Source organism: Lutibacter profundi (assembly GCF_001543325.1).
Lineage (GTDB): Bacteria > Bacteroidota > Bacteroidia > Flavobacteriales > Flavobacteriaceae > Lutibacter > Lutibacter profundi.
In genome coordinates, this window is record NZ_CP013355.1 from 2,755,001 (window position 1) to 2,781,077 (window position 26,077).

A 26,077-nucleotide genomic window follows, 5' to 3' on the forward strand; every position below is an offset into this window, starting at 1 on the left:
TTTGTTCCGTTAATTAAGTAAAGGTCTCCTTTATCAATAGCTGTTGTACGTTGTGAAGTAGCGTCAGATCCTGCTTCAGGTTCACTTAAACAAAAAGCTCCAATTATTTCACCTTTTGCTAGTGGTACTAAATATTTTTGTTTTTGTTCTTCAGTGCCAAAAGTTTCAAGTCCCCAGCAAACGAGTGAATTATTTACAGACATTACAACTGAAGCAGATGCATCAATTTTAGAAATTTCTTCCATAGCTAAAACGTATGAAACAGTATCTAAACCGCTTCCTCCGTATTTAGGGTCAACCATCATCCCTAAGAATCCAAGTTCTCCCATTTTTTTGACTTGTTCGGTAGGGAATTGTTGTTTTTCGTCTCGTTCAATTACTCCTGGTAATAGTTCATTTTGTGCAAAATCGCGAGCGGCATCGCGAATCATTATGTGTTCTTCAGTTAAATTAAAATCCATAATTACTAACAGGTTTAAATAATAATTTAATTTTTTTCAAATATAAGCCTTTTATGACTTAAATTTTGCTAAATATGTAAAATCTTAAAGGTTATTGTAATTGGTTAAAATAGCCATTTTAGTTGGGGTAATGTTTGTGAAACTGTTTTAGCCTAAATTCTAAATCTTTAAACTGGGATGGTTTTGTTTGGGAAACACAAGCGCGTAAACCTTCAGTATGCTCACTTCCTGTAATAGCCAAGGAAATAGCTGAAATACCATAGTATAACAGCCTTTCTAACAATTCATCTCCATTCATGTTTTTATATGAAAATGTGAAATAAAATCCATCAGCTAGAGGTTTGTCTTCATCTTTATCATATACAATTGTAAACCCATTTTCAATAAATATTTTTTTCATAACCTTAGCTCTTCTTCCATATTCTTTTACTTGTTCAACAAAATTAAAAGAACCAATATTAACGGCATTCAACATTGCGGCTAAACCGTATTGAGCAGAGTGAGTTACACCAGAAGATAAAGCATATAATACTTTGTAAATGAGGTTATAACCAAACAGAGGGTTTCCTAGTTTTTTTTCTAACTGAGAGTATTTTTTATTAAATAGTTGGTCGCTTATAACCATCATACCAACGCGTTGCCCTGCGTAAGAAAATATTTTTGAACTTGAAATTAATAAAATCCAATTATTGGTGTAATTAGCTACTGATGGCTGATAAGGTGGTTTTCCTGGTTTTGAATAATCTTTTCTAAAATCCATGGCGAGATAAGCCAAATCTTCAATAACAATGATATTGTATTTAATAGCTAAATCAGCAATTATTTTTAGTTCTTTTTCTGAGAAACAAATCCAAGAAGGGTTATTAGGATTTGAATAAATAATTGAAGAGATATTTCCTTTCTTTAAATAGGATTCTAACTTTTCTTTTAATGCTTCACCACGAAAATTATACACATCAAAAGTTTCATATTTTTGTTCTAAAATTTCTAATTGCTGTTTTTGTACTGGAAATCCAGGGTCAATAAATAAAACAGTATCCTTTTTTTTATTTAATTTGTTTATCATTAAAAAGGAAGCAAAGCCACCTTGCATAGATCCAACCGTTGGAATACAACCCTTTCTATCTACATCAATATTTAAAAAGTTTTTAACAAAAAGAGAAATTTCATCTTTCAAATGTGCAATTCCATCAATCATAGGGTATTTAGAAGCAACGCCATTTTTTAAAGCCGTTATTTCGGCATTTGTGCCAATTGTGGGAGATGCTAAACCAGGGACCCCCATTTCCATTCTTATAAATTTTTCATTAGAGTTGTCTTCAATATTATTAACTAATCTAACTAGCTCTCTTATAGATGATTTGCCAATATTTTTAATCCCAGATATTTCAATTTCAGCTTTTACAATATCATAATTTATAGGTGTATATTTGTTTTTTATAAGAGTCATTTCAGCTTGATTTAAAGAGAGTGTTAATGCTTTGTAAACTTTTAGTGTAAGTTTAAGGAATTAACTTTATATTTTCAATCTTTTACTGAATTATTTAATAAATAATATACAGTTAACAAGTATTAGATTATTTATGGAATATAGAAAAATTATAAAGGTTCTTTTCTCTAAAATTTTATATATTTATCGAAATTTAAATTTAAATTATGACATCAATAATTATACTTGTTTTTGTATTGGGTTATTTATCCATTACATTAGAGCATCCTTTGAAATTAGATAAAACGGTTCCAGCATTATTTATGGCAGCCTTTATGTGGGCTTTATTAGCAATTGGTTTTCATCAGGGTTGGTTAACTTTAATAGATGGGCATGAGGAAACTTTTAAAGCCGTAAATGGTGTTATTGATGAACATGCAGAGGAAGGGTTTGCTAATTTATTATTGCATCATTTAGGAAAAACAGCTGAGATTTTAGTGTTTTTAATTGGAGCAATGACTATAGTTGAAATTATTGATTTACATAGAGGTTTTGAAATTTTAAAAGGTTGGGTTACTACCAAAAGTAAAACAAGGTTACTATGGATAATTGCTGTATTAGCTTTTTTCCTTTCAGCTGTTATAGATAACTTAACATCCACAATTGTTCTTGTAACCCTACTAAGAAAACTAATACCAAACAAACAAGATCGTCTTTGGTTTGCAGGTTTAATAGTTATTGCTGCAAATGCAGGTGGAGCCTGGTCTCCTATTGGTGATGTTACTACAACAATGCTTTGGATTGGAAAACGCACTTCGGCATTACATTTAGTTGAACGGTTATTTTTACCATCATTAGTAAACCTTATTGTGCCAGTAGCATTAGCAACTATGTTTATACCTGCATTTAAAGGGAAAATAAAAGAAGTAAAAATTAGTGAAGAGGAAAAAGCATCAGAAAATTTATTGAGTAGTAAAACTATGTTATTTCTTGGAATAGGAATGATATTATTTGTACCTGTTTTTAAAACTGTTACACATTTACCACCATATTTAGGAATGATGTTGGGATTAAGTGTTGTTTGGCTTGTTTCTGAATTTATACATCCTGAGGAGGATTTTTCTAAAGAAAGAAGACATTTATATTCTGCACATAAGGCGTTATCACGTATTGAAATGTCAAGTATTTTATTTTTCTTAGGAATTTTAATGGCAGTAGCGGCTTTAGAATCATTAGTTTATGGAACTGTTATGATTGATGGGCAACTTACTTCTGTTGGCACATTACGCTATTTGGCCGAAATGCTTAATCAAGCTATTCCAAATCAAGCTATTGTGATATCTATTTTAGGAGTTCTTTCAGCAATTATAGATAACGTACCCTTGGTAGCAGCTTCTATGGGTATGTATGATGCGCCAATGGACGCAAGTGTTTGGCATTTAATAGCTTATGCTGCTGGTACAGGTGGTAGTATGTTAATAATTGGTTCTGCAGCAGGTGTAGCTGCAATGGGAATGGAGAAAATTGACTTTATTTGGTATATGAAAAAAATATCTTGGTTGGCAGTTGTGGGTTACGTTCTAGGCTATATATTGTTATTATTTATGGAGTCCTTATAAATTTAACTTTAAATAGATTGTACAATTTTCGAAAGAATCTATCGTTTCATACTTTATAGAATTTAAAAAATTATTATATGCTTATTGGTATTCAGCAGATGGCTAATTCTTCACAAAATATTGTTGAAGATGAAACATCTCAAGAGAAAACATTGTCTATTTACAACCTAATAATGGATGGAGGTTTAGGAGGTCAAATTATTATTGCGTTATTAGTTGTTTTATTAGTTGTTGCACTTTACATTTATTTTGAACGCTTTTTTACTATAAAAGCAGCTTCAAAAACCGATAGCAATTTTATGAACAAGATTAGAGATTATGTTATTCACGGAAAATTAGATGCAGCAAAAGTTCTATGTGCACAGGTAAATTCACCCGCTTCTCGTTTAATTGAAAAAGGTATAACACGAATTGGAAAACCTTTGGCCGATATTCATACCGCCATTGAAAATGCAGGGCGATTAGAAATTTATAAATTAGAAAAAAATGTAAGTGTATTAGCAACAATTGCAGGAGCAGCTCCTATGATAGGTTTTTTAGGAACGGTAATTGGAATGATTGTTGCCATTCATGAAATTGCGAATGCTGGAGGACAAATAGATATTAAAATGTTATCTGATGGGTTATACACAGCAATGACTACAACTGTTGCGGGACTTGTTGTAGGGATTATTTCATATGTTCAATATAACCATTTGGTGGTAAGAACCAATAAAGTTGTTTATGAAATGGAAGCTAAATCGGTTGAATTTCTAGATTTATTGAATGAACCTATTTAATTTATGTGTAATTGTTTAAAAGTTGAAATGTTTAACAAGCAATTCAGCAGTTATATTTAAACGATTAAACAAATAAACACTTCAACAAAAATAAGTATGGATATTAGAGGTAGAAATAAAATAAATCCAAATTTTAATATGTCGTCTATGACGGATATTGTGTTTTTGCTACTCATATTTTTTATGATTACTTCAACGTTGGTTACAACAAGCGCATTAGATATTTTATTGCCTAAGGCAAGTGGTAAAACAGAAAATAAAAAATCTGTTTCAGTAAGTATAACCAAAAAATTATTGTATTATATTGATAATAAAAAAGTTAAAGAATCTAAATTGGAGCAAAACTTGTTGAAGTTATTATCAAAGAAACAAAATCCAACCATAGTTTTAAGAGCTGAAGAAGGTGTGCCCATTGAAAAAGCAGTAAAAATTATGGATATAGCAAACCGTAATAGATATAAAATAATATTGGCAGTTCGTCCTAAATAAAAATGAATCGATTTTTAAATACAAAAAATAAAAGAAAATCAGCAGCACTTACAAGTGTAATAATGAGTTTATTATTAGTTTCTATTTTTTTTCTTGGGATGACTTATTTAGATCCTCCAGAAGAATATGGTATTGCTATAAACTTTGGAACATCAAATGTGGGTATGGGAAATGTTCAACCTAAAGAGCCTTTAAAAAAAGTTTCAGAAGAAAAAATAATTGAGGTAGCGGAAAAACAAGAAAAAATAATTGAATCTGAAGCTACAGAAAAGGAGCCTGAAGTATCAGAAGAAGTAGTAACTCAAAATAATGAAGAAGCAATTGCTATAAAGAAAGCAAAGGAAGCAAAAAAAAAGGCTGATGCAATTGCAAAAAAAGTCCAATTCGAAAAAGAAAGAGTTGAAAGAATTAAGCAAGCAGCTATTGCTAAAAAGAAAGCTGAAGAAGATGCCAAAAGAAAAAAATTAGATGCTCTAATAGGAGGAATTAACAATTCTAATGGAACAGCAACAGGAGGAGAAGGAAATGATAATAAAGCTGGAGATAAAGGCAACAGTAATGGAGCTCTAAATGCCAATGGATATTATGGAAATGGCGGCGGTGGTGGAAATGGAGATTACAATCTAGGAAATAGAAAACCTATAAATCGTCCAAAGCCTAACTATATTTGTAATGAAGAAGGTTTGGTAGTAGTTAGAATAGAAGTTAATACTTACGGGAAAGTTATAAAAGCAACACCAGGAGTTAAAGGATCTACAAATACAGCTCAATGTTTATTAATTCAGGCTAAAGAAGCAGCTTTAAAAACAACATGGCAGCCAGATACCAATGCGCCTTCAAAACAAGTAGGTACCATAAAATACAGGTTTTCACTTTCTCAATAATTTTATGAAATATATAGAAACTATTGATTGGATGTTTTCACAATTGCCAATGTTTCAAAGGCAAGGTAAAACAGCATTTAAAAAAGATTTAACCAATAGTTTAGCTTTTTCAAAACATCTTAATTATCCTGAAAAAAAGTTTAAGTCAATTCACGTGGCAGGAACTAACGGAAAAGGATCTACAAGTCATATGATAGCTTCTGTACTACAAGAAGCAGGTTATAAAGTAGGTTTATATACTTCACCTCATTTAAAAGATTTTAGAGAGCGTATTAAAATTAATGGAAAAGTAATTCGAAAAATTGATGTTATAAATTTTATCAAAAAGAATAAATCTTTTTTAAAAAGTAACAAACTTTCTTTTTTTGAAATGACTGTGGGTTTAGCATTTGATTATTTTGCAAAACAAAAGGTTGATATAGCACTAATTGAAGTAGGGTTAGGAGGAAGGTTAGACTCTACAAACATTATTACTCCAGAAGTATCTGTTATTACAAATATAGGGTTAGATCATACACAGTTTTTAGGGGAAACATTACCTGAAATTGCTTTTGAAAAAGCAGGTATTATTAAACAAAAAATTCCTGTTGTAATAGGAGAGTTTCATAAAGAAACATTTCCTGTTTTTAAAAAAATTGCACAAGAAAAAAAGGCATCTTTATTTTTGGCTTCTTCTACAATTAAAAAGATATATCCATCTGATTTAAAAGGAATTTATCAAATTCATAATATTAAAACAGCTATCAAAACTTTAAATATTATGAAGGATAAAGGATATATTATTTCTGAAGAAAATATTAAAAATGGGATGCAAAATATTACTGTAAACACTGGACTTTTAGGTAGGTGGCAACAATTAAGAGCACACCCAAAAGTAATATGTGATACAGGACATAATAAAGAAGGGTTACTATATGTTTTTAGACAGTTAAAACAAGAAATATTTGAAAAACTTCACATTGTTTTAGGAGTTGTAAATGATAAAGATTTAACTACAATATTACCTTTATTCCCAAAAAATGCAATGTACTATTTTTGCAAACCAAACATACCACGAGGATTTGATGCTGAAACATTAAAAAGGGAATGTTTAAAATTTAAATTGAAAGGTGAAGCTTATATTTCGGTTGATGAAGCATACAAATCTGCTTTGAAAATTGCTGGAAGTAACGATTTAATTTTTATAGGAGGTAGCACTTTTGTTGTTGCAGAAGTCGTTTGATTTTTTATTTCAATTTTTTACAAAAAATCGTTGTGTAATAAGAAATCAAGTTATATATTTGCATCCGCTTAGGGCAATTAGCTCAGTTGGTTCAGAGCACCTCGTTTACACCGAGGGGGTCGGGGGTTCGAATCCCTCATTGCCCACCAAGATTTAAGCTTCCATTTATGGAAGCTTTTTTTATACATTAAATTTAGCTAAATTATTGATTTTGATAGAAATTAATTTTTACAATATTTCTTAAAATATACAATTTGCTTTAGAATTAGATACCCAGAAAAGCATCAAAAAAAAATACAATTCTGAATACATATAAAATAAGAATACTGTTTCTTTTAGGTAAAACTAAAAATTAACAAACAATGAAAATACCTATTGACTAACAAAAATAGAATCACACTATTTTTAGTGAGCTTTTTTTTGCTTAAAATTTAATAAAAAAAAAGCCTATCAATTACGACAGGCTTTTTTACAAATAAGTTAGAAGTAATAAATTAAATTACTTTAACATTTATTGCGTTCAATCCTTTTGGGCTTTCTTCTACATCAAAGCTAACTTTGTCTCCCTCATTGATTTCATCAATTAGCCCATTTACATGTACAAATACATCTTTGTTACCTTCTTCTGGGGTAATGAATCCAAATCCTTTAGAATTATTAAAAAATTTTACTGTTCCGTTACTCATAATTAAAAATTTTATTTAGGGTACAAATATATAGTTTTGTATCTAATTTTATTGCATTGGGAGTAAGTTATTTAAAAAGATGAATGATTTTTGTAATCTTTCATTGCTTATAGGTTAGAAGTACTGCAAGAAATTACGTGATTTTTTATACCCAAAAATCACCGAATAATGAATGAGAGTATCAATTTATATACACTTAATTATTGAGATGATAAAAATCACTAACTATTAGGTTAAAACTGTTTACATTAGGATTTAAATATTAAAAAAATAAAATGTTATGAAAAAGATAATGATATTTCTATTGGCTATATCAATGTTAATTCCCAATAAAGCTGAGGCTCAAAAAAAAGGCACAGGTGTTGCTATTGCAGCAGCAGGACTTCTTGCTATAGGAGCCGGAATAGCTGCGGTTAAACAAATGCAGGAAAGAGCAGAATTAACAGCAACTCAATGGGTATTGTCAAATCGGCCAAAATTGACTAGTTTTTCATTAAAAACACTTGATTTTGAAGGTAAAAAATTAAAAGATATGTCTTCTGTATCTGTAATTTTATTTAATATTCAAGAGTTTGAACCACAAGATAAACCAATTTTAAATGGTAAAAAACAGGTTCTATTTGGTTTTACAAGCCATGGATGGATTAGTGAACAGGGGATTAATTTTGAAAAAGTTAGGTGGTATTTAATTGATGAAACTGAATGGATGAATATGATGACTTCATATGTAAAAGTAGCATCCAATGAGAAAGATATGAATACGATTAAAGCAATATTAAGGACAGGGAAAATTGTAAATAAAGGAGTGAAAACTAGAAGTAAACTTTCTATACCATTTTTTAAATTATCTGGTGATATGTATGTTGTAACTGACTATTCAGATGCAATGAAACTTATATATAATGAAAAATCTTTAGGTATTTTTCTTAAAGAAACAAGAGATTTAGTTCAGATAGGAAGAAGTGAAATTATTAAAATACACAACTTCTTTTTTGATGATTAAATTAAATATTAAATGATGTTTTTATATTTATTAAAAATAATGTAAATTGTAAAAAAAAAATTAATACAAAATTTTATTCTATGTTAAGATTAAATTTTTTTGCTAGAAAAGGTTCTTTTAAATTATTAGTATTGGGTTTCCTATTTATTTTGTTCCAAGGGTGCAAAGTTTATGAGGATTCTATCACTGTTGATGAAGCCGCTAATAGTGAGAAAAAGAGCTATTTAAAAATAACAATGCTAAACGGAGATAAATATATTTATGATGCTATAGAATCAATAGGTGATGATTATTATGGTATTTATTATAAGGAAGAAGAGAAATTGAGAACACTCCTTAAAACAACCGAAATAAAAGATGTACAGTACCACAATGAAAAAGTATCAGCAGGTAATAATGTTATAGGTATTGGTATTGGTGTGTTATCTTTAGCTGCAGGAATTTTGATGTTTTAACTTAAAATCATATACTGATTTATGCAATATTTTTTTATTACTATTATTAGCTTGTTGTTTATTTCTTGTAATCTTTCTTCTAAAAAGAAAGACCTTAAAATAGTTAATAATGGAATACTAAAAGAACAAGAAACTCCTAATATTTACATAGTAAAAACAATTATTTATGCTACTAAGGATAGCTTACCAATTACAGCTGATATTTATGAGGTAAATAATATAAAACCAACCATTTTGTTATGTCATCAAGCAGGGTTTAGTAGAGGAGAATATAAAGAGACTGCATTGAAATTAATGGAATTAGGTTTCTCAAGTATTGCAATTGATCAGAGGTCAGGAAAAGAGGTAAATGGAGTTGTAAATGAAACTGCATTGGCGGCTAAAAATAGAAAATTACCAACAAATTATTTAGATGCAAAACAAGATATTGAAGCAGCCATAGATTATATGTATGAAATAAATGACCATCAGCCAATTATTCTTGTAGGTAGCTCATATTCAGCTACTTTAGCATTGTTAATAGGAGGTGCTTCTAAAAAAGTAAAAGCCATTGTTGCCTTTAGTCCAGGTGAATATTACAAATCTATTGATGTTAAAAACGCTATTAAAAATATTGACAAACCTATTTTTGTTACTTCTTCAAAAAAGGAAATACCCAAACTAGAAGTGTTAGTTTCTTTAATAAAACCTATAAATGTGACTCATTACAAGCCAATTGTTAATGGTATTCATGGCTCAAAGGCACTGTGGAGTTCAACAGTTGGGAACGAAAATTATTGGCAGTCTTTTAGTAGTTTCTTAAAAGAACAATAGGGTAAACATAACCTATAATTATCAGTCGGTTACAAAGTTCCAGATTTGCCCAATGGTTTGGCCTCCTTTATCATCTTTTACTACCACTTTCCAATAGTAATTGGTAGAAGCTGTTAAACTTACATTTAAGCTATTTGTAGTTAAATTTGAAGACTCCATTGTCACAGGAGGGTTAACCGTATCAAAATAAACATCGTATGTTAAGGTATCTGAAGTATCAACGTCACTTGCAGTCCATTGTAATGTTGTAGTTGTGCCTGTTTCTGTTGTATTTAAACTTGGTGATACCAGTACTGGTGAAAATGGCAAGTAATTTGAAACACCATTACCCTCTGTATAGAATTGGTTCGTACTTGAGTAATCACTTGATAAATTTTTACTATCTGTAGCCCTTACTCTCCAATAATAAGCAATCCCTTTTTCTAAAGAAAGTGTTCTTAGTGTATTAGTTTCAGATACCGTATGTACTATTTGTGTAAAATTAGCATCTGTTGCTACCTGTACCTGATAAGTAATAGTATCTCCCTCAGGATCTGTTGCGGCATTCCAATTAAAATCCAACACATTATTAATACACAATAAATTATTTGTTGGATAAACCAATGTAGGTGTTGTTGGTGCTTTGTTTGCAGGAGGTGGTGGTGGAGGTGGAGTATCTCCTCCGCTTCCGCCACAAGACCATAAAACTGTACCTAATACAAGTGTGAATATAAATTTTTTCATTTCTATTGTTTTATAATTTTAAGGGTTACAGGTTTATCTAATTGTACTTTTACTATATACAACCCTATTGGTTTGTTTGCGATATTTAACTGTACTTTTCCATTTATTATTGGATATACCTTTCTTGATATTAATTGTGAATGGATACTGTACAAACTTATTGTTACCTCTTTCTGTGAAACTGGTAAGGCTATCTCTAAAACACCACTTGTTGGATTTGGATATGCAACAATACCTTCTAATAATGCTATTGTTTTACTGTAAACCCCCTCACAAGATTTTGACGTTTTTACCTCTAATAAATCTCCGTGTTTTACTTCAACATTAAATACCGGTGAGTTTGTTTCCAATACCTCTTGCCCATTTACATAAATAATAAATGGTGCCGTGCCTTCTGCTATCTCTATGGTGGCTCTATTTGAACTTACGCTTGATTTTCCCGATACGGTAACCCCTGCTATAACTTCCACAACAAAACACTGCTCATAGGTTTCTCCTGTAACGGTAATACAAAAATTATACATTCCCGGAGCTAAACTATCAACGGTTAAACTATCGGTAAAAGTATAAGCTGTACCATTAATTGTTACGGCATAATTTTGAACTGTTTGAGCTGTGATAACTAACTGGCCGTTGTTTTTATCTGGACAGGTTTCACTAATTACTTGAACATTAAAATTGTCCTCGGGTAAACTAAAAATAGGACATCCCGTTGTATTTACAGCTATTCCTGTTGGGGTATTAGGACATAGATCTTGTGTATCAACAATACCATCTCCATCACTATCATCAATAGCTGTTCCCCCTCTTGGGTCTAACAATCTTACTGTAGAATATAACCTGTATTCTCCAGGGTTTAATGTTACTGATTCAGAAGTATTAGATATCTCTTTTTGAACTCCTGTAAAATATTCATACCAAGTGCCTGTTTGAGTAAATTGCGGGGTTATAGTTTTAGTAACAATATCAAAATTCCCCACAATAACTACATCCATTGAAGCATCTCTTAATACAATAGATTTTGTTAAATTCCCAACGTTTAAGCTAAAATCAACTGAATTAAATACTGGTTGTTTCTTTTTGAATGCAATAAGTGTTGACCAAACATTATATATATTTTTTCTATTAACATCATCAAAATATTCCCAGTGTATTGGTTTTCTTCCAGTTCGCCCATTTTCATCTATACTAATTTCGTAGCCGAGTTCACCAAATTGCCATATCATTTTTGGTCCAGGAATAGTAAAAAGGAACATTCCAGCTAATTCTTCTCTAGCTAAGGCAGTATTTAAATTTTTGACATTATAGTTTTCATTACTATTACCAAAGTTCAGGTTTTTGAACATCAATCGTTCTTCATCATGACTTTCCATATATCCTACAAGATTTGGATTATTCCACCCTCTTTCTTGATAAGACATTGAACTAATATCTGAGTCAGATGCATAACCCATAGTATTTTGGCTGTAATTATGGTTGCTATTGCCCCATAATAGAAATCCGTAATTTGCTAAAACAGTTTCTTCAGAATTATCTGCAAAATGTTCTAAAATTAAATAAATGTCAGAGGAAGTATTTGTCCAAATATCAGTTGCATAATTTTCTAAAATCGCAATTCTGGACGCATCATAATTACCCCAAGCAGCAACATCAGTAGGGTTATTTGTTTGGGTAAATCCTTTAGATAAATCAATTCTAAAACCATCAATTTTAAATTCGTTTATCCAATGCTTCATTGTTTGTTTTACATAATTTTTTGTATAAATACTTTCATGATTAAAATCGTTACCAACACTAAAAGGATGTGTTGCATCAGTATTTAACCAAGGATTATCTGCTGCGGGTTTATTATTTGCACTATCCCAATACATTTGAGCTAATGGGCTTTGTCCAAATGCCTGATTATATACAACATCAAGTATTATGGAAATACCTCTTGCATGGCACTCATCTACAAATTTCTTGAAATCATTTTTTGTTCCATAAGCTTTATCTAATGCTCCATGAAAAGAAGGATTGTAACCCCAACTATCATTTCCTTCAAATTCGCTTATAGGCATTAATTCTATAGCATTTATACCTAATGATTCTAAATAATCTAGGCGAGTTAAGGCTTCATTATAGGAGTCAGATTCGGTAAAATCTCTTATGTGTAATTCATAAATGATTAAGTTATCTTTTGCTGGTTTCTCAAAATTAGTAACATTCCAAGTATATATAGGTTCATTAATTATAAAAGTAGATACTATTCCTGTGGTTAAACCAGCAGGGTAGCTTTTTAAATTAGGATATGTTGTGGAAGGTATGTATTGGTCGTTATTTGGATCTAATATTTTTTCTGAATAAGGATCAGCCACTTTAATGGTATAGTCTACCAAATATTGATAAGCAAATTCTGTATTAATATCTAAACCAGTTAAAGTTATCCAAAAGTCATCACCATCTTTGGCCATTTGGAAGGAATTATCTAAAGTCCAGTTATTAAAATCACCCAAAAGGAGAACATCTGTTTTTTGAGGAGCTTGCAATAAAAAAGTAACCGAATTATCAGTATTTTTATTTAAGCCATATTTTAAACCAGTTGGTTTTGTACTATTTATTGTTGGCGTTTTTACATATACAGTAATGCTAGTTTCTTTTGTTTCTCCATTGGCAGTTGCTATTACTTTTATAGTTTGAGACCCTGAAGAATCTAAATTATAAGTTACTGATATTGTAGTTGTTGCAGTAGCGGTTTGTTGTGAAATATTATTTACAAAAAGTTCTAGATTAGCATCAATAGAAGATACAGCGGAGATTGTAATAACTTCATTCAAATTATAGACACTTTGATTTGATGGATTTGTAAATGCAACGTTTAATCCTTCGGCATAAATAGCTATAAAAATATCAGGATTTGTTTGTTTTGTTCCATCAGAAGATCTAAAAACAAAGCTCAATTCTGTTACAGTATCAGAAGTTGAAACTCCATAAAATGTAAAAACATCAGGAGAGATAAGAAGCGTATATAAATTAGGGTTTGAACCATCTCTTGTAAGTTGTGGTTGCGTAGTATTATCACCCCAAGAACCAATTACATTTTGCCATTGATTACCGTTTACTGTGGCACCTGTGTGTGCATAAATATCACCGGTATAGCCATCTAATCCAGTTCCAGTAGCATCAAATATAATAGTAATTTCACTATTTACTATAGGTATAGTTGGGTTGGTTGTTATTTGCGAGAAAGTAAATATAGGTAGAACAAGAAGAAATAGGATTAGTTTTATTTTCATACTGTATAGTTTAAGAGATTACAAATAGAAATAAAGATAAATAAAAATCTGCATAGATTATCTATGCAGATTTTTATTTATTATTTAAAATGAATAAACATTTTAGTTTATTGTATATGTGGGCGCATCAGGATTACTAAAATCTAAAACAATGTTGTAAGTTCCCGCAGAAACAGGGATATTTGCACCATTTTGTTCCAATGTTCCATCATTACCATCATCGCCATAATTTACATCCCAGCTATCATTAGTTCTAAATTTAATTTCACCATCGGTTAGTGTTATTCCATTTAAAACCCAAACGCCATCTGTACTATAATCAGGTGTAAATTTAACATTTGGCCCACCCCATCCGTTTGGTGCTGCAGAGCCAACAATACCCCAAATATCTATAGGTTCAATGCTGTATTCTAAATTGTTTAAATCTAGTGTTACTAAATAATTTCCAGCAGAAACAGCAATATTAGCTCCACCAGGCTCTAAAGACCCATCACCTCCATCGTCACCATAATTAAGTCCCCAGTCATTATTAAATCTAAATTTAATTTCACCACCACCTAAAGTAACTACTGCTTTCCAAGTATCTGAAAATGAATCATAAGCTAAAGGCATATCAGGACCACCCCAACCGTTTGTTGTGGCGTCACCTACTAATCCCCAAGAATAAGCTTCAATAGTGTATGTTAAGTTGGCGATATTAAATACTATTTTGTAATTTCCAGCAGAGACGGGTATATTAGCACCACCAGGTTCTAAGCTACCATCATTACCATCATCACCGTAATTTACAGTCCAATCATTATTTTCACGAAACTTAATTTCACCATCATTTAAAGCAACATAAGCAACTAATTCATCGGAGTTACTAGTTCTATAAAAAGGCATATCAGGGCCATTCCAACCATTTATAGTTGCACTACCAACAACTCCCCAACTTGTAGATAAATCTAATTTATCTACATAGGCAGTTGCTGTTAAAGATGTTGTGTTAGACTCTAACTCTTTGTACTCACTTAAAATAGCTTTTATTTGTATTGAGACAAGAGTTGGCACATTTCCTTCTAAACCTAAATTAAGAAGAATTTTGTTTAATTCAACAGTTTCAAATTCTTTAAATAATGAATTGCCTACAGCCACTGAATTAGAAAACTCACCATTGGTAAAAATTATTTTATAGTCTACTGCAGCACTAAAACCGTAATTTGGATCATCCCAAGAAACCGTCAACGCAGTTTGTCCAGCATTATCTTTATCTAGTGCTACTTCATCTACAGATAAACTTACTGTAGTAGAAGCACTAGGGTTTAATACTGTTAAATCGTCTTTACTACACCCTACTAAAAAAATAGTAGTAGCGAATAAAATTAATATGTTATTTAAAAATATTTTCATTGTTTCTTTTTTAATATTAATACCCAGCATTTTGTGTTAAATTAGGATTTGCATTTAAGTCTGTGGCAGGTATAGGTAAAAGGTTTAAATAACTTGGAGTGGAAGTACCTTCCATAACTCCGCCTTTCCATGGCCATACATAATTACCATCAGTAAATTTTCCAAATCTAATTAAATCAGTTCTTCTGTGCCCTTCCCAAAATAATTCTCTAGCTCTTTCATTTAAAATAAAGTCTAAATTAATAGACGTTACTTTACCAAAGTTACCTGCTCTATCTCTTAATTCATTCATATAAGAAACAGCAGTTGCTTCGCTACCTCCACCACCTCTTAGAGTTGCTTCAGCGTACATTAAATATACATCAGCAATTCTAAATAATGGAAAATCAGTATCTGTAAAATTACCGCTAGTATCAGATCCTGGCATACCATTTCTATCAACATTTTTAAACTTAGTAACAGCATATCCATCAGTAAAAGTACTTATAGATTCAATTTCCAATGTTTGTCCGTCTGTATGGAACATTGCTCTAGGATCTTGTTCAATAGTATATGTTAGGTTTCCTAAATCTAACGTAATTTTATACAAACCTGCCGCAATTACAATGTTAGAACCTCCATCTTCTAAAGTTCCATCAGCTCCATTGTCTCCAAAATTGAAGCCCCAGTCATTATCTCTTCTGAATTTTATTTCACCATCTGATAAGTTAAAAAATCCAGCATATACATTAGCTGTCCCTGTTTGGTGTAAAGACATATCAGGTCCTCCCCAACCATTAGCAGTTGCAGAACCAACTAATCCCCAGTTTGAAGCAGCTCCAATAGCATTGTTTGATGCATTTGTATCAATTCCAGAATTAAATGCATTTACCAAAGCGCTGGTTGCTCTATTTCCTCCCCAACCACCGTTGATACCAAAATCAGCAGGATTCATACTTCCACCAACAGAGGCGTGGATTAAAAATGTTGTTCCGCCATAAGATTGTGTACGAAGACCATCAAAAGCAATAGGGAAAATTACACCACTAGCAGTATTGTTGTCTGCCAAAAATAAATTTTCATAAGAAGGCTCTAAACTATAACCTGCATTTATAACTTTAGACGAATAAGTTACGCAATCACTATATCTTGCAGAACCAGTATATACTTCAGCATTTAAATATAATTTAGCCAATAATGTCCAAGCTGCTGCTTGGTCAGCTCTAGCGTATTCATTAGATTTTGGTGCAACCATACCATCTTGTATGGTTAATAATTCACTTTCTACAAAACTAAATAAATCAGCTCTACTTTTTTGTTCTGGAAAGAAAAATCCAACTTCATCATTTTCTGTTACAAACGGAAAATTACCAAATAAATCTAATGCGTGATAATAACTTAAGGCTCGTAAAAAACGAGCTTCTTTTTTATAAAGTTGAATATCAGCTAATAGTTGTCCTGAAACACCTCTTGAATTTAATTTTTCAGGAGTAGTTTCTCTTAGGAATGCATTACAAGAAGTTATTTGATAAATAATTCTATTGTATAAGGCCGCAACAAATTCGTTACTTGATGTCCAATCATGTTCATGGTAATCAGGTAAACTACCATCAGCCCAACCAATAACAGCCTCATCAGTTGTTACTTCTTGTGCTAACCAATATTGTCTTAAGTATTGACTAAAACCTTCATCAATACCTGTAATATCAGGTAAACCTGCGGGTCCTTGTTGACCACTAATGGCTAAACCGGCATACAATTTAGCTAATACCTGTTTGTATGCAGCTGGATCATTAAATAACTCATCAGCCAATACAATATCTTTGTCTTTAGGAAGTGTATCTAAATCATTTAGACACGAAGTCATAGTAAATAAACTTACTATTATTCCTATCATTAATATTTTAAAAGAATATTTTTTCATTTCTTATTTAATTAAAAGTTTAAATTAACACCAAGCATATAAATTTTTGGTCTAGGGTAAATATTATAATCAATACCTCCACTTACTTCAGGATCTAAACCTTTATAATCAGTAATAGTAATTATATTTTGGGCTGATCCAATAATTGATAAATTAGAACCTTCACTTAATACATTACCAAAATTATAGCCTACGCTAATATTATCTAATTTTAGGAATGAAGCATCTTGTATATAGTAATCTGATAAATATCTTTCAGCTCCACCGTTTATAAATCCTGTTTCTAAAACATTCTTAACACCATTTGAAATCACATTTGGAAATGCTGCATTTAATAATTGATGATTGAAACCTAGATTAGAATCAACATTATTGTATGCATAGTTTCCTAGGCTACCTCTCCAGGCCATATTAAAATTCCATTTTTTATAATTTAAGTCTGTCGTAAATCCGAAGGTGAAATCAGCTGCGGGTTTTTCATTTCTGTATTTATCAGCAATAGTTATTACACCATCGTTATTTCTATCAACATAAACACCTTCAATTGGTTTTCCAGTTGAATCATATACTTGTTGATATACAAAGAATGCACTAGGCGCATAACCAACACTGTGAATTTGAACGGTATTACCAACACCTCCACTAAAGATACCTACAGGAACACCTTCGTAATCTGGACCATCATTAGTTGTTAATTGTGTTATTTCAGTATCAGCATATGTAAAGTTTAAGCCTATGTTTAAATTTAAATCATCAGTTCTAATAGGTTTAATATTAAGCATAAGTTCAACACCTTTATTTTCCATTTTACCAATATTAGCATCTCCTGCGTTTGATAAAGAAGAACCTCCTGGGAATGGAATAAAGTTTAATAAATCTTTTGTTCTTCTGAAGTAAGCATCAATAGAACCTGTTAAGTAATCATCAAATAATCCAAAGTCTAAACCTGCATTATAAGTTTCAGTTTCTTCCCATTTTAAGGTTGTATTAAATGGTTCAGCTCTAAATGTTGTGATATATGAACTGCCAAATTGATATTGAGCTGTATTGGTACCAGCCAAATAAGTTGCAATTGCTGGGTAATAACTACCTATATCTTGTTGACCTGTGATACCCCAACTTAAACGAAGTTTTAAATTAGAAAACGTTTTAGAGTTTTTCATGAAATCTTCTTCATAAATTTTCCAAGCTAAAGCTGCAGCAGGGAAGTTAGCCCATCTGTTTTCTTTGCTAAATCTAGAAGATCCGTCTCTTCTATACGTTAAGGTTAGTAAATATTTATCAGCAAATGCATATTTAAGTCTTCCAAAAAACGATTGTAAATTTAATTCGTTATAGTAATCAAAAGTTTCTGTTAAAGTAGGATCTTGAATATTATTTGTATTAAACCCTTCATTAGTAAAGTTTTGGTAAGAATATCCTGCCATAACATCAATAGAACTATTGATTGATTTTAAATCTTTAGCATAATTTAAATAAAAATCTGATAATATATTCTTTTTACTTTGTTCATAATGAGTTATGTTACCTAGTTTTGCTAGTTCAACTGAACTTGCTGTAGCAGAGTTAAAAGTAGTATCATCTCCGTAACTATTTGATATATCATATCCTAAATTTAGATTAGCTCTTAATTCAGGTAAAAAATGCATTTTATAATCAAATTGAATATTTCCAATACTTCTGGTTGCATTTGAAGAATTATTTCTTTGTTTTAATAAAGCTACAGGATTTTTAGGAGCTCCAACAGCTACAGGGTTTCCATCAGGTTGAAGCCATTGAAAATAACCTCCGTATGGTGAAGCGTTATCGTAAACAGGTTTTGTTGGGTCAAAGGCAATAGCATTGCTAATAGCTCCTGTGTCAGCAAACCGGTTATTAATCATAGAAACTTTGGTGTTTAGATCTATTTTTAAGTGATCGTCTAATAGTTTTGAAGCAACACTTAATGAAAATGTTGATCTTTCAAGTTTGGAAGTTAATAATGTACCTTCTTGGCTTGTATATCCAATAGATCCTCTAATTCTTAAATTTTCAGTACCACCTCTTAAACTTAAATTATGGTCTGTACCATATCCTGTTCTAAATATTTCATTTTGCCAATTTGTATTTGCATTACCTAATAAGGCAATATCACTTGGTAATCCATTTGCATTTACATAATCTCTAAATTGATTTACCGAAAGAACATCAACAGTACTTATATTTTCGTTTACAGAAAAGTTAGAGCTATAAGTTCCTTTAAGCCCATCAGCAGTTCCTTTTTTAGTTGTAATAATAATAACACCATTTGAAGCTCTAGAACCATAAATTGCAGTTGCAGAAGCATCTTTCAAAATAGTATATGATTCAATATCATTTGGATTAATTGTGTTTAAAGGATTTCTTAATCCAGAAATACCCTCTTTATCTACAGGCACACCATCAATAATAAATAAAGGGTCATTGGAAGCATTCAATGATGCTCCACCTCTAATTCTAATTGTAGATCCGCTACCAGGAGCACCACCATTCGATATTACTTGAATACCAGCAATTTTACCAGTTAACATTTGATCAGGTGATACAATTACACCTCTATTTAAATCTTTTGGTTTAACTGTTGTAATTGATCCTGTGGCATCTTTTACAGTTGTTGTACCGTAACCAATAATTACAACTTCATTTAATGTTTCTGTATCTTGCTCTAACGCTACATTAATAGTAGTGTTATCTCCTACAGTTATTTCCAGGGTACTAAACCCAATATAAGAAAATACAAGTACATCCCCCTTCTTTACGTTTTCTAAGGAATATTTTCCGTCAAAATCAGTTGAGGTTCCCTTTGTAGTCCCTTTTATAATAATACCAACTCCTGGTAATTCACTACCAGTAGCTTTTTCTGTTACTTTACCGGTTACTGTTTGTTGTGCAAACAAACTAATAGGTAAAAATACAATAACAGTCAATAGAAAAAGTTTGAAATTTTTCATCTATTTTAAGTTAATTAATAATTAAGTTTTTAAATAATTTGTACTATTTTCATTACATTTCACTGTGTGAAGTTAAGAAGTTAACATTTGTTTAACAATGATTACTGTCACTTTTAAAAATACGCAAACGTTTTCGTGTTCATAACTTTTCAACTCAAACGTTAAAGTAAATTAACTTTATGAGTACTTTTTTTTTATAAATATGGATTTTTCAGTATTTTATTGTGTTTCGGATGAATCTTTCAGTCTATTTTTATATTATATGACTATAAATTTTATCTTTGTAACAAGGGAAAGTAAGGCCTTGTTTATTTAAAATATACGGATATCAATTTCTTGTATAGATAAACTATTACAAGTGAATTCATTCTAATTAAAAAAAGCAATAAAAACGACATATGAAACCAAGAATTACTTTAAAAAAAATAGCAAAAGAATTTGGAGTATCTATATCAACGGTTTCAAAAGCGTTAAAAGACAGTCATGAAATTAGTGAAGAAACAAGGGGAAAGATAAAAGCCTTTGCAGATTATTATAATTACAAACCTAATAGTTTGGCACTTCAACTTCGCAATCAAAAAACATCAGTGATAGGTGTTATAATTCCTGAAATTGTTCATCATTTTTTCTCTACAGTTATCAATGGAATTGAGCAGTATGCTAATGAAAAAGGATACAATGTAATGGTCTGTTTGTCTAACGAATCCTATGAAAAAGAAGTTTCAAATTTTAGTGTACTAACAAATGGTAGTGTTGATGGGCTAATTGTTTCTATAGCAAGAGAAACTCAAGAAAACGAGGGATATAAACATTTTGATGCTATTATTTCTGATGATTTTCCATTGGTACTATTTGATAGAATAATTGATGAATTAAAATGTGACAAAGTAATAATTGATGATATTGGGGGAGCATTTAAGGCAACAAACCATTTGATTGAAATTGGAGCAAAACGTATTGCATTAATAACTACTCAAGATTTTATTACGGTAGGTTCATTAAGAAAGCAAGGCTATTTAAAGGCGTTGAAAACGAGAGGGATAACTATTGATGAAAATCTGATTTATAAAATTGATGATACTAAAGATTTATACAAACAAATTGAAAAGGTTATTCAGGTTAAAAACCCACCAGATGCAATTTTAGCTGTAAATGAAATTTATGCAGCTATTGCCTTAAAAATAGCTAAAGAAAAGGGGTTGTCTATACCTAAAGATATTGCTATTATAGGCTTTACAAGCGGTTTAATATCTGAATTTACAGATCCAGCATTAACTTCAGTTGAGCAACATGGTGATTTAATGGGAAAACAAGCAGCGGAGTTGTTAATAAATAGAATTGAAAATACTGCACCAAGTGAATATCAAAAAGTAGTAATATCATCAAATTTAAAAATTAGGAAATCTACTTTATCAGAGAACTAGTGTTAAAAAAAAATCTATATAACTCAAAGGTTATAGTACTTGATTTGTAGGGTTCTAACTAAAATCTTCTTTCAAAAAAAATTAAACTTCATTTTTTTTATTTATATTTGTCGGGTAAAAGACAATTTTACAACATACTATTTTTTCACACTTCACGCGAAACATTTAAAGCAGTACTGCTTTAAGCTGTTTGTTTATTATAATAGAAATATTTATGGAAAAACGGAAACTTAGTTTCTGGGAAATCTGGAATTTAAGTTTCGGATTCTTAGGAATTCAAATGGGTTTTGCTTTGCAAAATGCCAATGCAAGTAGAATATTACAAATTTTTGGTGCTCATGTTGAAGAGTTATCATGGTTTTGGATAGTTGCTCCGCTTACAGGATTAATTGTTCAGCCTATAATTGGATATTACAGTGATAGAACATGGACTCGTTTAGGTAGAAGGCGTCCTTATTTTTTAACAGGAGCAATTTTAGCTTCTTTAGGACTTATTTTTATGCCAAATGCAGCTATGTTTACAGCTTTTTTACCTGCTTTATGGGTAGGTGCAGGTCTGCTAATGATAATGGATGCATCTTTTAATATAGCAATGGAACCTTTTAGAGCATTAGTTGCTGATATATTACCATCAGATCAAAGAACCTTAGGATTTAGTATTCAAACTATTTTAATTGGTATTGGAGCAGTTGTTGGTTCGTGGTTACCGTATGCTTTAACTAATTGGTTTGGTATTGCAAACACGGCTCAGTCAGGAGAGGTACCTTTAAACTTGCTATTATCTTTTATAATAGGTGCAATTGTACTATTAGTAAGCATAATAGTTACAGTAGTTACTACTAAAGAGTATTCTCCAGAAGAAATGGCGCAAATGCAATTAAGTGAAGAAGGCAATATTGAAGAAGAAGAGAAAGAAGAAGAAAAATCAAGTATCTTGGATATTTTTTCTGATTTTAAGAAAATGCCATTGACTATGAAACAATTGAGTTTTGTTCAATTCTTTTCATGGTTTGGTTTATTTGGTATGTGGGTTTTTTCTACCCCAGCTATTGCTCACCATATTTATGGACTACCATTATCAGATTCTAGTAGTGAAGCGTATCAAAATGCCGGAGATTGGGTAGGAGTTTTGTTTGGTGTATATAATTTGGTTTCAGCCATATATGCCTTTTTCTTACCTGCAATTGCTAAAAAAATAGGTAGAAAAAGAACACATGAAATTTCATTAGTTATTGGAGGTTTAGGATTGGTGTCAATATTTATAATGCCAAATCAATATTGGTTAATTTTATCTATGGTTGGAGTAGGAATTGCTTGGGCAAGTATTTTGGCTATGCCATATGCAATTTTAGCAGGTTCAATTCCAGTTAAAAAAATGGGGGTTTATATGGGTATTTTTAACTTTTTTATTGTAATTCCTCAAATAATAAATGCTTTAATTGGTGGGCCAATTGTAAAATACCTATACGGAGGCGATGCAATTTATGCATTAATAGCAAGTGGTGTCTCATTTTTAATTGCCGCAATGTTAGTATCAAGAGTAAAAGATGTTGATGATAAAGTAGTTATAGTTAAATAAATGAAAAAAGAAATAGGTTTTATATTCGATTTAGATGGTGTTATAGTTGATACAGCAAAGTATCATTACTTAGCCTGGAAAAATTTAGCAAATTCATTAGGTTTTAATTTTACTGAAAAACAAAATGAGCAATTGAAAGGAGTTAGTAGGGTTAAATCGCTTGAAATATTGCTAAAATATGGAAATGTTAAGCTATCTGAAGAAAAAAAACAATCTTTATTACTCGAAAAAAATAAAGAATATTTAGAATATGTTTATAAAATGACACCCAAAGAAATTCTTCCGGGAGTAAACCAACTATTAACTTTTTTGGAAACAAACAATATAAAGTTTGCCTTGGGTTCAGCTAGCAAAAATGCACCATTAATCCTGGAAAAAGTTGAATTGTATAAGAGGTTTACTGCAATTGTTGATGGTAACGATGTTTCTAAAGCAAAACCAAACCCGGAAGTTTTTTTAATAGGTGCCAAAAAATTAGGTATGAAACCTGAAAATTGTATTGTAGTTGAAGATGCAATAGCAGGAATTCAGGCCGCTAATGCAGCTAAAATGATAAGTATTGGAATAGGAGATAAAAAAGTATTAAGTGAAGCAGCTTATGTTTTTAAGGACATGACGGAAATTACTCCAGATTTTTTAAAAAATCTAATCAATTAGAAAAATGAATAAAAATTATATAGTTCCAAATGAATGGTCAATTGTAGAGGAAGTTTTTGACACAAAAAATGTCAAAGCTTCTGAAAGTCTGTTTAGTATTGGGAATGGATCAATGGGGCAACGAGCCAATTTTGAAGAAGATTATTCAGGCGAAACACTACAAGGAAGTTATATTGGAGGTGTTTATTACCCTGATAAAACTAGAGTAGGTTGGTGGAAAAACGGATACCCAGAATATTTTGCTAAAGTGTTAAATGCTCCCAATTGGATAGGCATCCATATACAAATTAACGGTACTAATTTAGACTTAAATTTGTGTGAAGTTGCTAATTTCAGAAGAGAGCTAAACATGAAAGAAGGTTGGTTAAGTCGCTCTTTTAAAGCAACACTAAAAACAGGAGAACAAATACTAGTTAAAACCAAAAGATTAATAAGTATTGAATTAAACGAAGTTGGAGCTATAGAATATAGTATTACAGCAGTTAATTTCTCAGGAGAAATCACCTTTTCACCTTATATTGATGCTGGTATCGTAAATGAAGATTCAAATTATAATGAGTATTTTTGGGAAACATTGCAGATTGTAGAGGGAGAAAATAAAGGAAGTATTTTATCTAAAACTCTGAAAACAGAATTTCATGTAGCAACAGCAATGAATGTTTCTTTTACATTAAATAATCTAAAGTTAGAGGTTTTACAGGAAACCAACATAGAAGAAAAATCATTAACTTATAGTTATAAAATCGATGTTTCACAGGGGGATGTAGCTACAATTTATAAATATGGAAGCTATGTGAGTTCTCTTAACTATAAAAATAATGAATTAATTGAAGCCTCGTTTCAAAATGTTCAAACAGCAAGTGAATTAAGGTTTGAAGATTTGTTGAACCTTCAAAAGCAATCATGGGCAACAATTTGGCGTACAGCTGATATAGTAATTGAAGGAGATATAAAAGCGCAACAAGGAATACGGTTTAATATTTTTCAATTAAATCAGACTTATATGGGGACTGATGCCCGTTTAAATATAGGTCCAAAAGGATTTACAGGAGAAAAATACGGAGGAAGCACCTATTGGGATACTGAAGCTTATTGTATTCCTTTTTATATGGGGACAAAAGATGCCCAAGTTGCAAAGAATCTTTTATTATACAGATACAATCAGTTAGATAAAGCTATAGAAAATGCTCAAAAATTAGGATTTACAAATGGAGCCGCATTATACCCAATGGTTACTATGAATGGTGAAGAATGCCATAACGAGTGGGAAATTACTTTTGAAGAAATTCATAGAAATGGAGCCATGATTTACGGAATTTATAACTATGTAAATTATACAAATGATTTTGAGTATATTCCTAAATTTGGATTAGAAGTTATGATTGGTGTTGCGCGTTTTTGGTATCAAAGAGCTAACTTTTCAGCAGTAAAAAACCAATACGTAATTTTAGGAGTAACAGGACCAAATGAATATGAAAATAATGTAAATAATAATTTTTACACCAATTATTTGGCAAAATGGTGTATAGAATATGCTGTTGAATCTTTGCAAAAAGTTAAAAACGAATATCCAGAAGATTATAGTAGAGTATTTGCTAAAGCAAGTTTAACAGAAACTGAAACTAAAGAATGGTTACAAGTAGCCAATAATATGTATTTTCCCTTTAGTGAAAAACATAATGTTTACTTACAACAAGATGACTTTTTAGATAAAGAATTAATTCCAGCGGCAGAATTATCAAAAAAAGAACGTCCAATAAACCAAAAATGGTCATGGGATCGTATTTTACGTTCATGCTATATTAAACAGGCCGATGTTTTACAAGGAATGTTCTTTTTTGAAGATAAATTTACAAAACAAGAATTAGAACGCCATTTTGATTTTTATGAGCCATTAACGGTTCATGAATCTTCACTTTCTCCTTGTGTACATTCTATCTTGGCAGCTTCAATTGATAGAATGCCAAAAGCATACGAACAATATGTGAGGACTGCTCGGTTAGATTTAGATGATTACAATCATGAAGTAGATGAAGGTTGCCATATCACTAGTATGGCAGGTACTTGGATGTCAATTGTTCAAGGTTTTGGAGGTATGAGAGTTTCTGAAGATGGAAAATTAGTATTCAACCCTCAAATTCCTAAACAGTGGAAATCTTATTCATTTACAATTAACTTTAGAAATCAAATTCTAAAAATAAAAGTAAATCAAGCCAAAACTATTTTTGAACTTGAAGGGACACATGAATTACAAATTAAAGTAAATAATAAAACAATTATTGTTACACCCAATAATTTGGTAACAGTTTAAAAGC

20 protein-coding genes and 1 tRNA gene (1 of these 21 only partly in view) are annotated in these 26,077 nt (G+C 30.9%); 13 read left to right on the forward strand and 8 right to left on the reverse strand.

From position 1 onward, the window contains the following. Both Lupro_RS12140 and Lupro_RS12145 read right to left on the reverse strand, forming a co-directional pair. On the reverse strand, window positions 1-461 hold the 5' portion of the coding sequence (locus Lupro_RS12140) for an acyl-CoA dehydrogenase (protein WP_068210755.1). 682 nt of this gene lie to the left of the window's left edge; only the first 461 of its 1,143 coding nucleotides appear in the window; its start codon is at window positions 459-461; the stop codon falls past the left edge of the window. Window positions 462-579: 118 nt separating this feature from the next. Next, a complete protein-coding gene (locus Lupro_RS12145) occupies window positions 580-1,911 on the reverse strand; it encodes an aminotransferase class I/II-fold pyridoxal phosphate-dependent enzyme (RefSeq protein WP_068210758.1) in 1,332 nt (443 codons plus the stop codon). A 206-nt stretch (window positions 1,912-2,117) separates the two neighbouring features. On the opposite strand from Lupro_RS12145, the gene nhaD reads away from it, so the two are divergent. The 6 genes from nhaD to Lupro_RS12175 all read left to right on the forward strand — a co-directional run bounded on the left by nhaD (window position 2,118) and on the right by Lupro_RS12175 (window position 7,032). Continuing rightward, window positions 2,118-3,509 (forward strand): sodium:proton antiporter NhaD, encoded by a 1,392-nt coding sequence (gene nhaD / locus Lupro_RS12150; protein WP_068210761.1) that lies wholly within the window; start codon window positions 2,118-2,120, stop codon window positions 3,507-3,509. Between the two features lie 77 nt (window positions 3,510-3,586). Continuing rightward, window positions 3,587-4,288: a MotA/TolQ/ExbB proton channel family protein gene (locus tag Lupro_RS12155; RefSeq protein WP_082703915.1), complete on the forward strand. Its 702-nt coding sequence runs from the start codon at window positions 3,587-3,589 to the stop codon at window positions 4,286-4,288. A gap of 96 nt (window positions 4,289-4,384) precedes the next feature. Continuing rightward, window positions 4,385-4,777: an ExbD/TolR family protein gene (locus Lupro_RS12160; RefSeq protein ID WP_068210764.1), complete on the forward strand. Its 393-nt coding sequence runs from the start codon at window positions 4,385-4,387 to the stop codon at window positions 4,775-4,777. 2 nt (window positions 4,778-4,779) lie between these two features. After that, window positions 4,780-5,661 (forward strand): hypothetical protein, encoded by an 882-nt coding sequence (locus Lupro_RS12165; protein ID WP_068210768.1) that lies wholly within the window; start codon window positions 4,780-4,782, stop codon window positions 5,659-5,661. A 4-nt stretch (window positions 5,662-5,665) separates the two neighbouring features. Then, window positions 5,666-6,883 carry a bifunctional folylpolyglutamate synthase/dihydrofolate synthase gene (locus Lupro_RS12170; RefSeq protein WP_068210771.1) on the forward strand — a complete coding sequence of 406 codons (1,218 nt, stop codon included), beginning with the start codon at window positions 5,666-5,668 and terminating at the stop codon, window positions 6,881-6,883. A gap of 71 nt (window positions 6,884-6,954) precedes the next feature. Next, window positions 6,955-7,032, forward strand: a tRNA-Val gene (locus Lupro_RS12175). 345 nt (window positions 7,033-7,377) lie between these two features. Here Lupro_RS12175 and Lupro_RS12180 read toward each other — a convergent pair. After that, on the reverse strand, window positions 7,378-7,569 hold the full coding sequence (locus Lupro_RS12180) for a cold-shock protein (protein WP_068210774.1): 192 nt from the start codon (window positions 7,567-7,569) through the stop codon (window positions 7,378-7,380). A 280-nt stretch (window positions 7,570-7,849) separates the two neighbouring features. Here Lupro_RS12180 and Lupro_RS12185 point away from each other — a divergent pair, with 280 nt between their 5' ends. The 3 genes from Lupro_RS12185 (at window position 7,850) to Lupro_RS12195 (ending at window position 9,840) form a co-directional block, all read left to right on the forward strand. Further along, the gene (locus Lupro_RS12185) at window positions 7,850-8,572 is read left to right on the forward strand and encodes a hypothetical protein (RefSeq protein ID WP_068210777.1); all 723 of its coding nucleotides are present in this window, start codon (window positions 7,850-7,852) and stop codon (window positions 8,570-8,572) included. 80 nt (window positions 8,573-8,652) lie between these two features. Next, the gene (locus Lupro_RS12190; protein ID WP_068210778.1) at window positions 8,653-9,027 is read left to right on the forward strand and encodes a hypothetical protein; all 375 of its coding nucleotides are present in this window, start codon (window positions 8,653-8,655) and stop codon (window positions 9,025-9,027) included. A gap of 21 nt (window positions 9,028-9,048) precedes the next feature. Next, window positions 9,049-9,840 (forward strand): serine aminopeptidase domain-containing protein, encoded by a 792-nt coding sequence (locus tag Lupro_RS12195; RefSeq protein WP_068210781.1) that lies wholly within the window; start codon window positions 9,049-9,051, stop codon window positions 9,838-9,840. A gap of 21 nt (window positions 9,841-9,861) precedes the next feature. On the opposite strand, the gene Lupro_RS12200 is transcribed toward Lupro_RS12195, so the two are convergent. From Lupro_RS12200 to Lupro_RS12220, 5 genes are all read right to left on the reverse strand, one after another. Then, window positions 9,862-10,563 carry a fibronectin type III domain-containing protein gene (locus Lupro_RS12200; RefSeq protein WP_068210784.1) on the reverse strand — a complete coding sequence of 234 codons (702 nt, stop codon included), beginning with the start codon at window positions 10,561-10,563 and terminating at the stop codon, window positions 9,862-9,864. A 2-nt stretch (window positions 10,564-10,565) separates the two neighbouring features. Continuing rightward, window positions 10,566-13,838: an alpha-amylase family glycosyl hydrolase gene (locus Lupro_RS12205; protein ID WP_068210787.1), complete on the reverse strand. Its 3,273-nt coding sequence runs from the start codon at window positions 13,836-13,838 to the stop codon at window positions 10,566-10,568. Window positions 13,839-13,940: 102 nt separating this feature from the next. Beyond that, the gene (locus Lupro_RS12210) at window positions 13,941-15,230 is read right to left on the reverse strand and encodes a SusE domain-containing protein (protein ID WP_158499573.1); all 1,290 of its coding nucleotides are present in this window, start codon (window positions 15,228-15,230) and stop codon (window positions 13,941-13,943) included. Window positions 15,231-15,246: 16 nt separating this feature from the next. Continuing rightward, on the reverse strand, window positions 15,247-17,133 hold the full coding sequence (locus Lupro_RS12215; protein WP_068210792.1) for a RagB/SusD family nutrient uptake outer membrane protein: 1,887 nt from the start codon (window positions 17,131-17,133) through the stop codon (window positions 15,247-15,249). A gap of 11 nt (window positions 17,134-17,144) precedes the next feature. Further along, on the reverse strand, window positions 17,145-20,102 hold the full coding sequence (locus Lupro_RS12220) for a SusC/RagA family TonB-linked outer membrane protein (protein ID WP_068210795.1): 2,958 nt from the start codon (window positions 20,100-20,102) through the stop codon (window positions 17,145-17,147). Between the two features lie 398 nt (window positions 20,103-20,500). Between Lupro_RS12220 and Lupro_RS12225 the strand changes: the two genes are divergently transcribed. The 4 genes from Lupro_RS12225 to Lupro_RS12240 all read left to right on the forward strand — a co-directional run bounded on the left by Lupro_RS12225 (window position 20,501) and on the right by Lupro_RS12240 (window position 26,073). Continuing rightward, window positions 20,501-21,526, forward strand: coding sequence for a LacI family DNA-binding transcriptional regulator (locus Lupro_RS12225; protein ID WP_068210799.1), 1,026 nt, complete (start codon window positions 20,501-20,503; stop codon window positions 21,524-21,526). A gap of 214 nt (window positions 21,527-21,740) precedes the next feature. After that, entirely contained in the window at window positions 21,741-23,105 is a 1,365-nt protein-coding gene (locus Lupro_RS12230) for an MFS transporter (RefSeq protein ID WP_068210803.1), read from the forward strand. Next, window positions 23,106-23,762, forward strand: a complete 657-nt coding sequence (gene pgmB / locus Lupro_RS12235) for a beta-phosphoglucomutase (RefSeq protein WP_068210806.1) — start codon at window positions 23,106-23,108, stop codon at window positions 23,760-23,762. 4 nt (window positions 23,763-23,766) lie between these two features. Next, a complete protein-coding gene (locus Lupro_RS12240; RefSeq protein WP_068210809.1) occupies window positions 23,767-26,073 on the forward strand; it encodes a family 65 glycosyl hydrolase domain-containing protein in 2,307 nt (768 codons plus the stop codon). The last annotated feature ends 4 nt before the right edge of the window (window positions 26,074-26,077 follow it).

What these genes read in the sequence shown, in the direction of transcription:
- Lupro_RS12145 (WP_068210758.1), bottom strand. Translation starts at nt 1,911, where the DNA reads ATGACTCTTATAAAAAACAAATATACACCTATAAATTATGATATTGTA.
- nhaD (WP_068210761.1), top strand. Translation starts at nt 2,118, where the DNA reads ATGACATCAATAATTATACTTGTTTTTGTATTGGGTTATTTATCCATT.
- Lupro_RS12155 (WP_082703915.1), top strand. Translation starts at nt 3,587, where the DNA reads ATGCTTATTGGTATTCAGCAGATGGCTAATTCTTCACAAAATATTGTT.
- Lupro_RS12160 (WP_068210764.1), top strand. Translation starts at nt 4,385, where the DNA reads ATGGATATTAGAGGTAGAAATAAAATAAATCCAAATTTTAATATGTCG.
- Lupro_RS12165 (WP_068210768.1), top strand. Translation starts at nt 4,780, where the DNA reads ATGAATCGATTTTTAAATACAAAAAATAAAAGAAAATCAGCAGCACTT.
- Lupro_RS12170 (WP_068210771.1), top strand. Translation starts at nt 5,666, where the DNA reads ATGAAATATATAGAAACTATTGATTGGATGTTTTCACAATTGCCAATG.
- Lupro_RS12180 (WP_068210774.1), bottom strand. Translation starts at nt 7,569, where the DNA reads ATGAGTAACGGAACAGTAAAATTTTTTAATAATTCTAAAGGATTTGGA.
- Lupro_RS12185 (WP_068210777.1), top strand. Translation starts at nt 7,850, where the DNA reads ATGAAAAAGATAATGATATTTCTATTGGCTATATCAATGTTAATTCCC.
- Lupro_RS12190 (WP_068210778.1), top strand. Translation starts at nt 8,653, where the DNA reads ATGTTAAGATTAAATTTTTTTGCTAGAAAAGGTTCTTTTAAATTATTA.
- Lupro_RS12195 (WP_068210781.1), top strand. Translation starts at nt 9,049, where the DNA reads ATGCAATATTTTTTTATTACTATTATTAGCTTGTTGTTTATTTCTTGT.
- Lupro_RS12200 (WP_068210784.1), bottom strand. Translation starts at nt 10,563, where the DNA reads ATGAAAAAATTTATATTCACACTTGTATTAGGTACAGTTTTATGGTCT.
- Lupro_RS12205 (WP_068210787.1), bottom strand. Translation starts at nt 13,838, where the DNA reads ATGAAAATAAAACTAATCCTATTTCTTCTTGTTCTACCTATATTTACT.
- Lupro_RS12210 (WP_158499573.1), bottom strand. Translation starts at nt 15,230, where the DNA reads ATGAAAATATTTTTAAATAACATATTAATTTTATTCGCTACTACTATT.
- Lupro_RS12215 (WP_068210792.1), bottom strand. Translation starts at nt 17,133, where the DNA reads ATGAAAAAATATTCTTTTAAAATATTAATGATAGGAATAATAGTAAGT.
- Lupro_RS12220 (WP_068210795.1), bottom strand. Translation starts at nt 20,102, where the DNA reads ATGAAAAATTTCAAACTTTTTCTATTGACTGTTATTGTATTTTTACCT.
- Lupro_RS12225 (WP_068210799.1), top strand. Translation starts at nt 20,501, where the DNA reads ATGAAACCAAGAATTACTTTAAAAAAAATAGCAAAAGAATTTGGAGTA.
- Lupro_RS12230 (WP_068210803.1), top strand. Translation starts at nt 21,741, where the DNA reads ATGGAAAAACGGAAACTTAGTTTCTGGGAAATCTGGAATTTAAGTTTC.
- pgmB (WP_068210806.1), top strand. Translation starts at nt 23,106, where the DNA reads ATGAAAAAAGAAATAGGTTTTATATTCGATTTAGATGGTGTTATAGTT.
- Lupro_RS12240 (WP_068210809.1), top strand. Translation starts at nt 23,767, where the DNA reads ATGAATAAAAATTATATAGTTCCAAATGAATGGTCAATTGTAGAGGAA.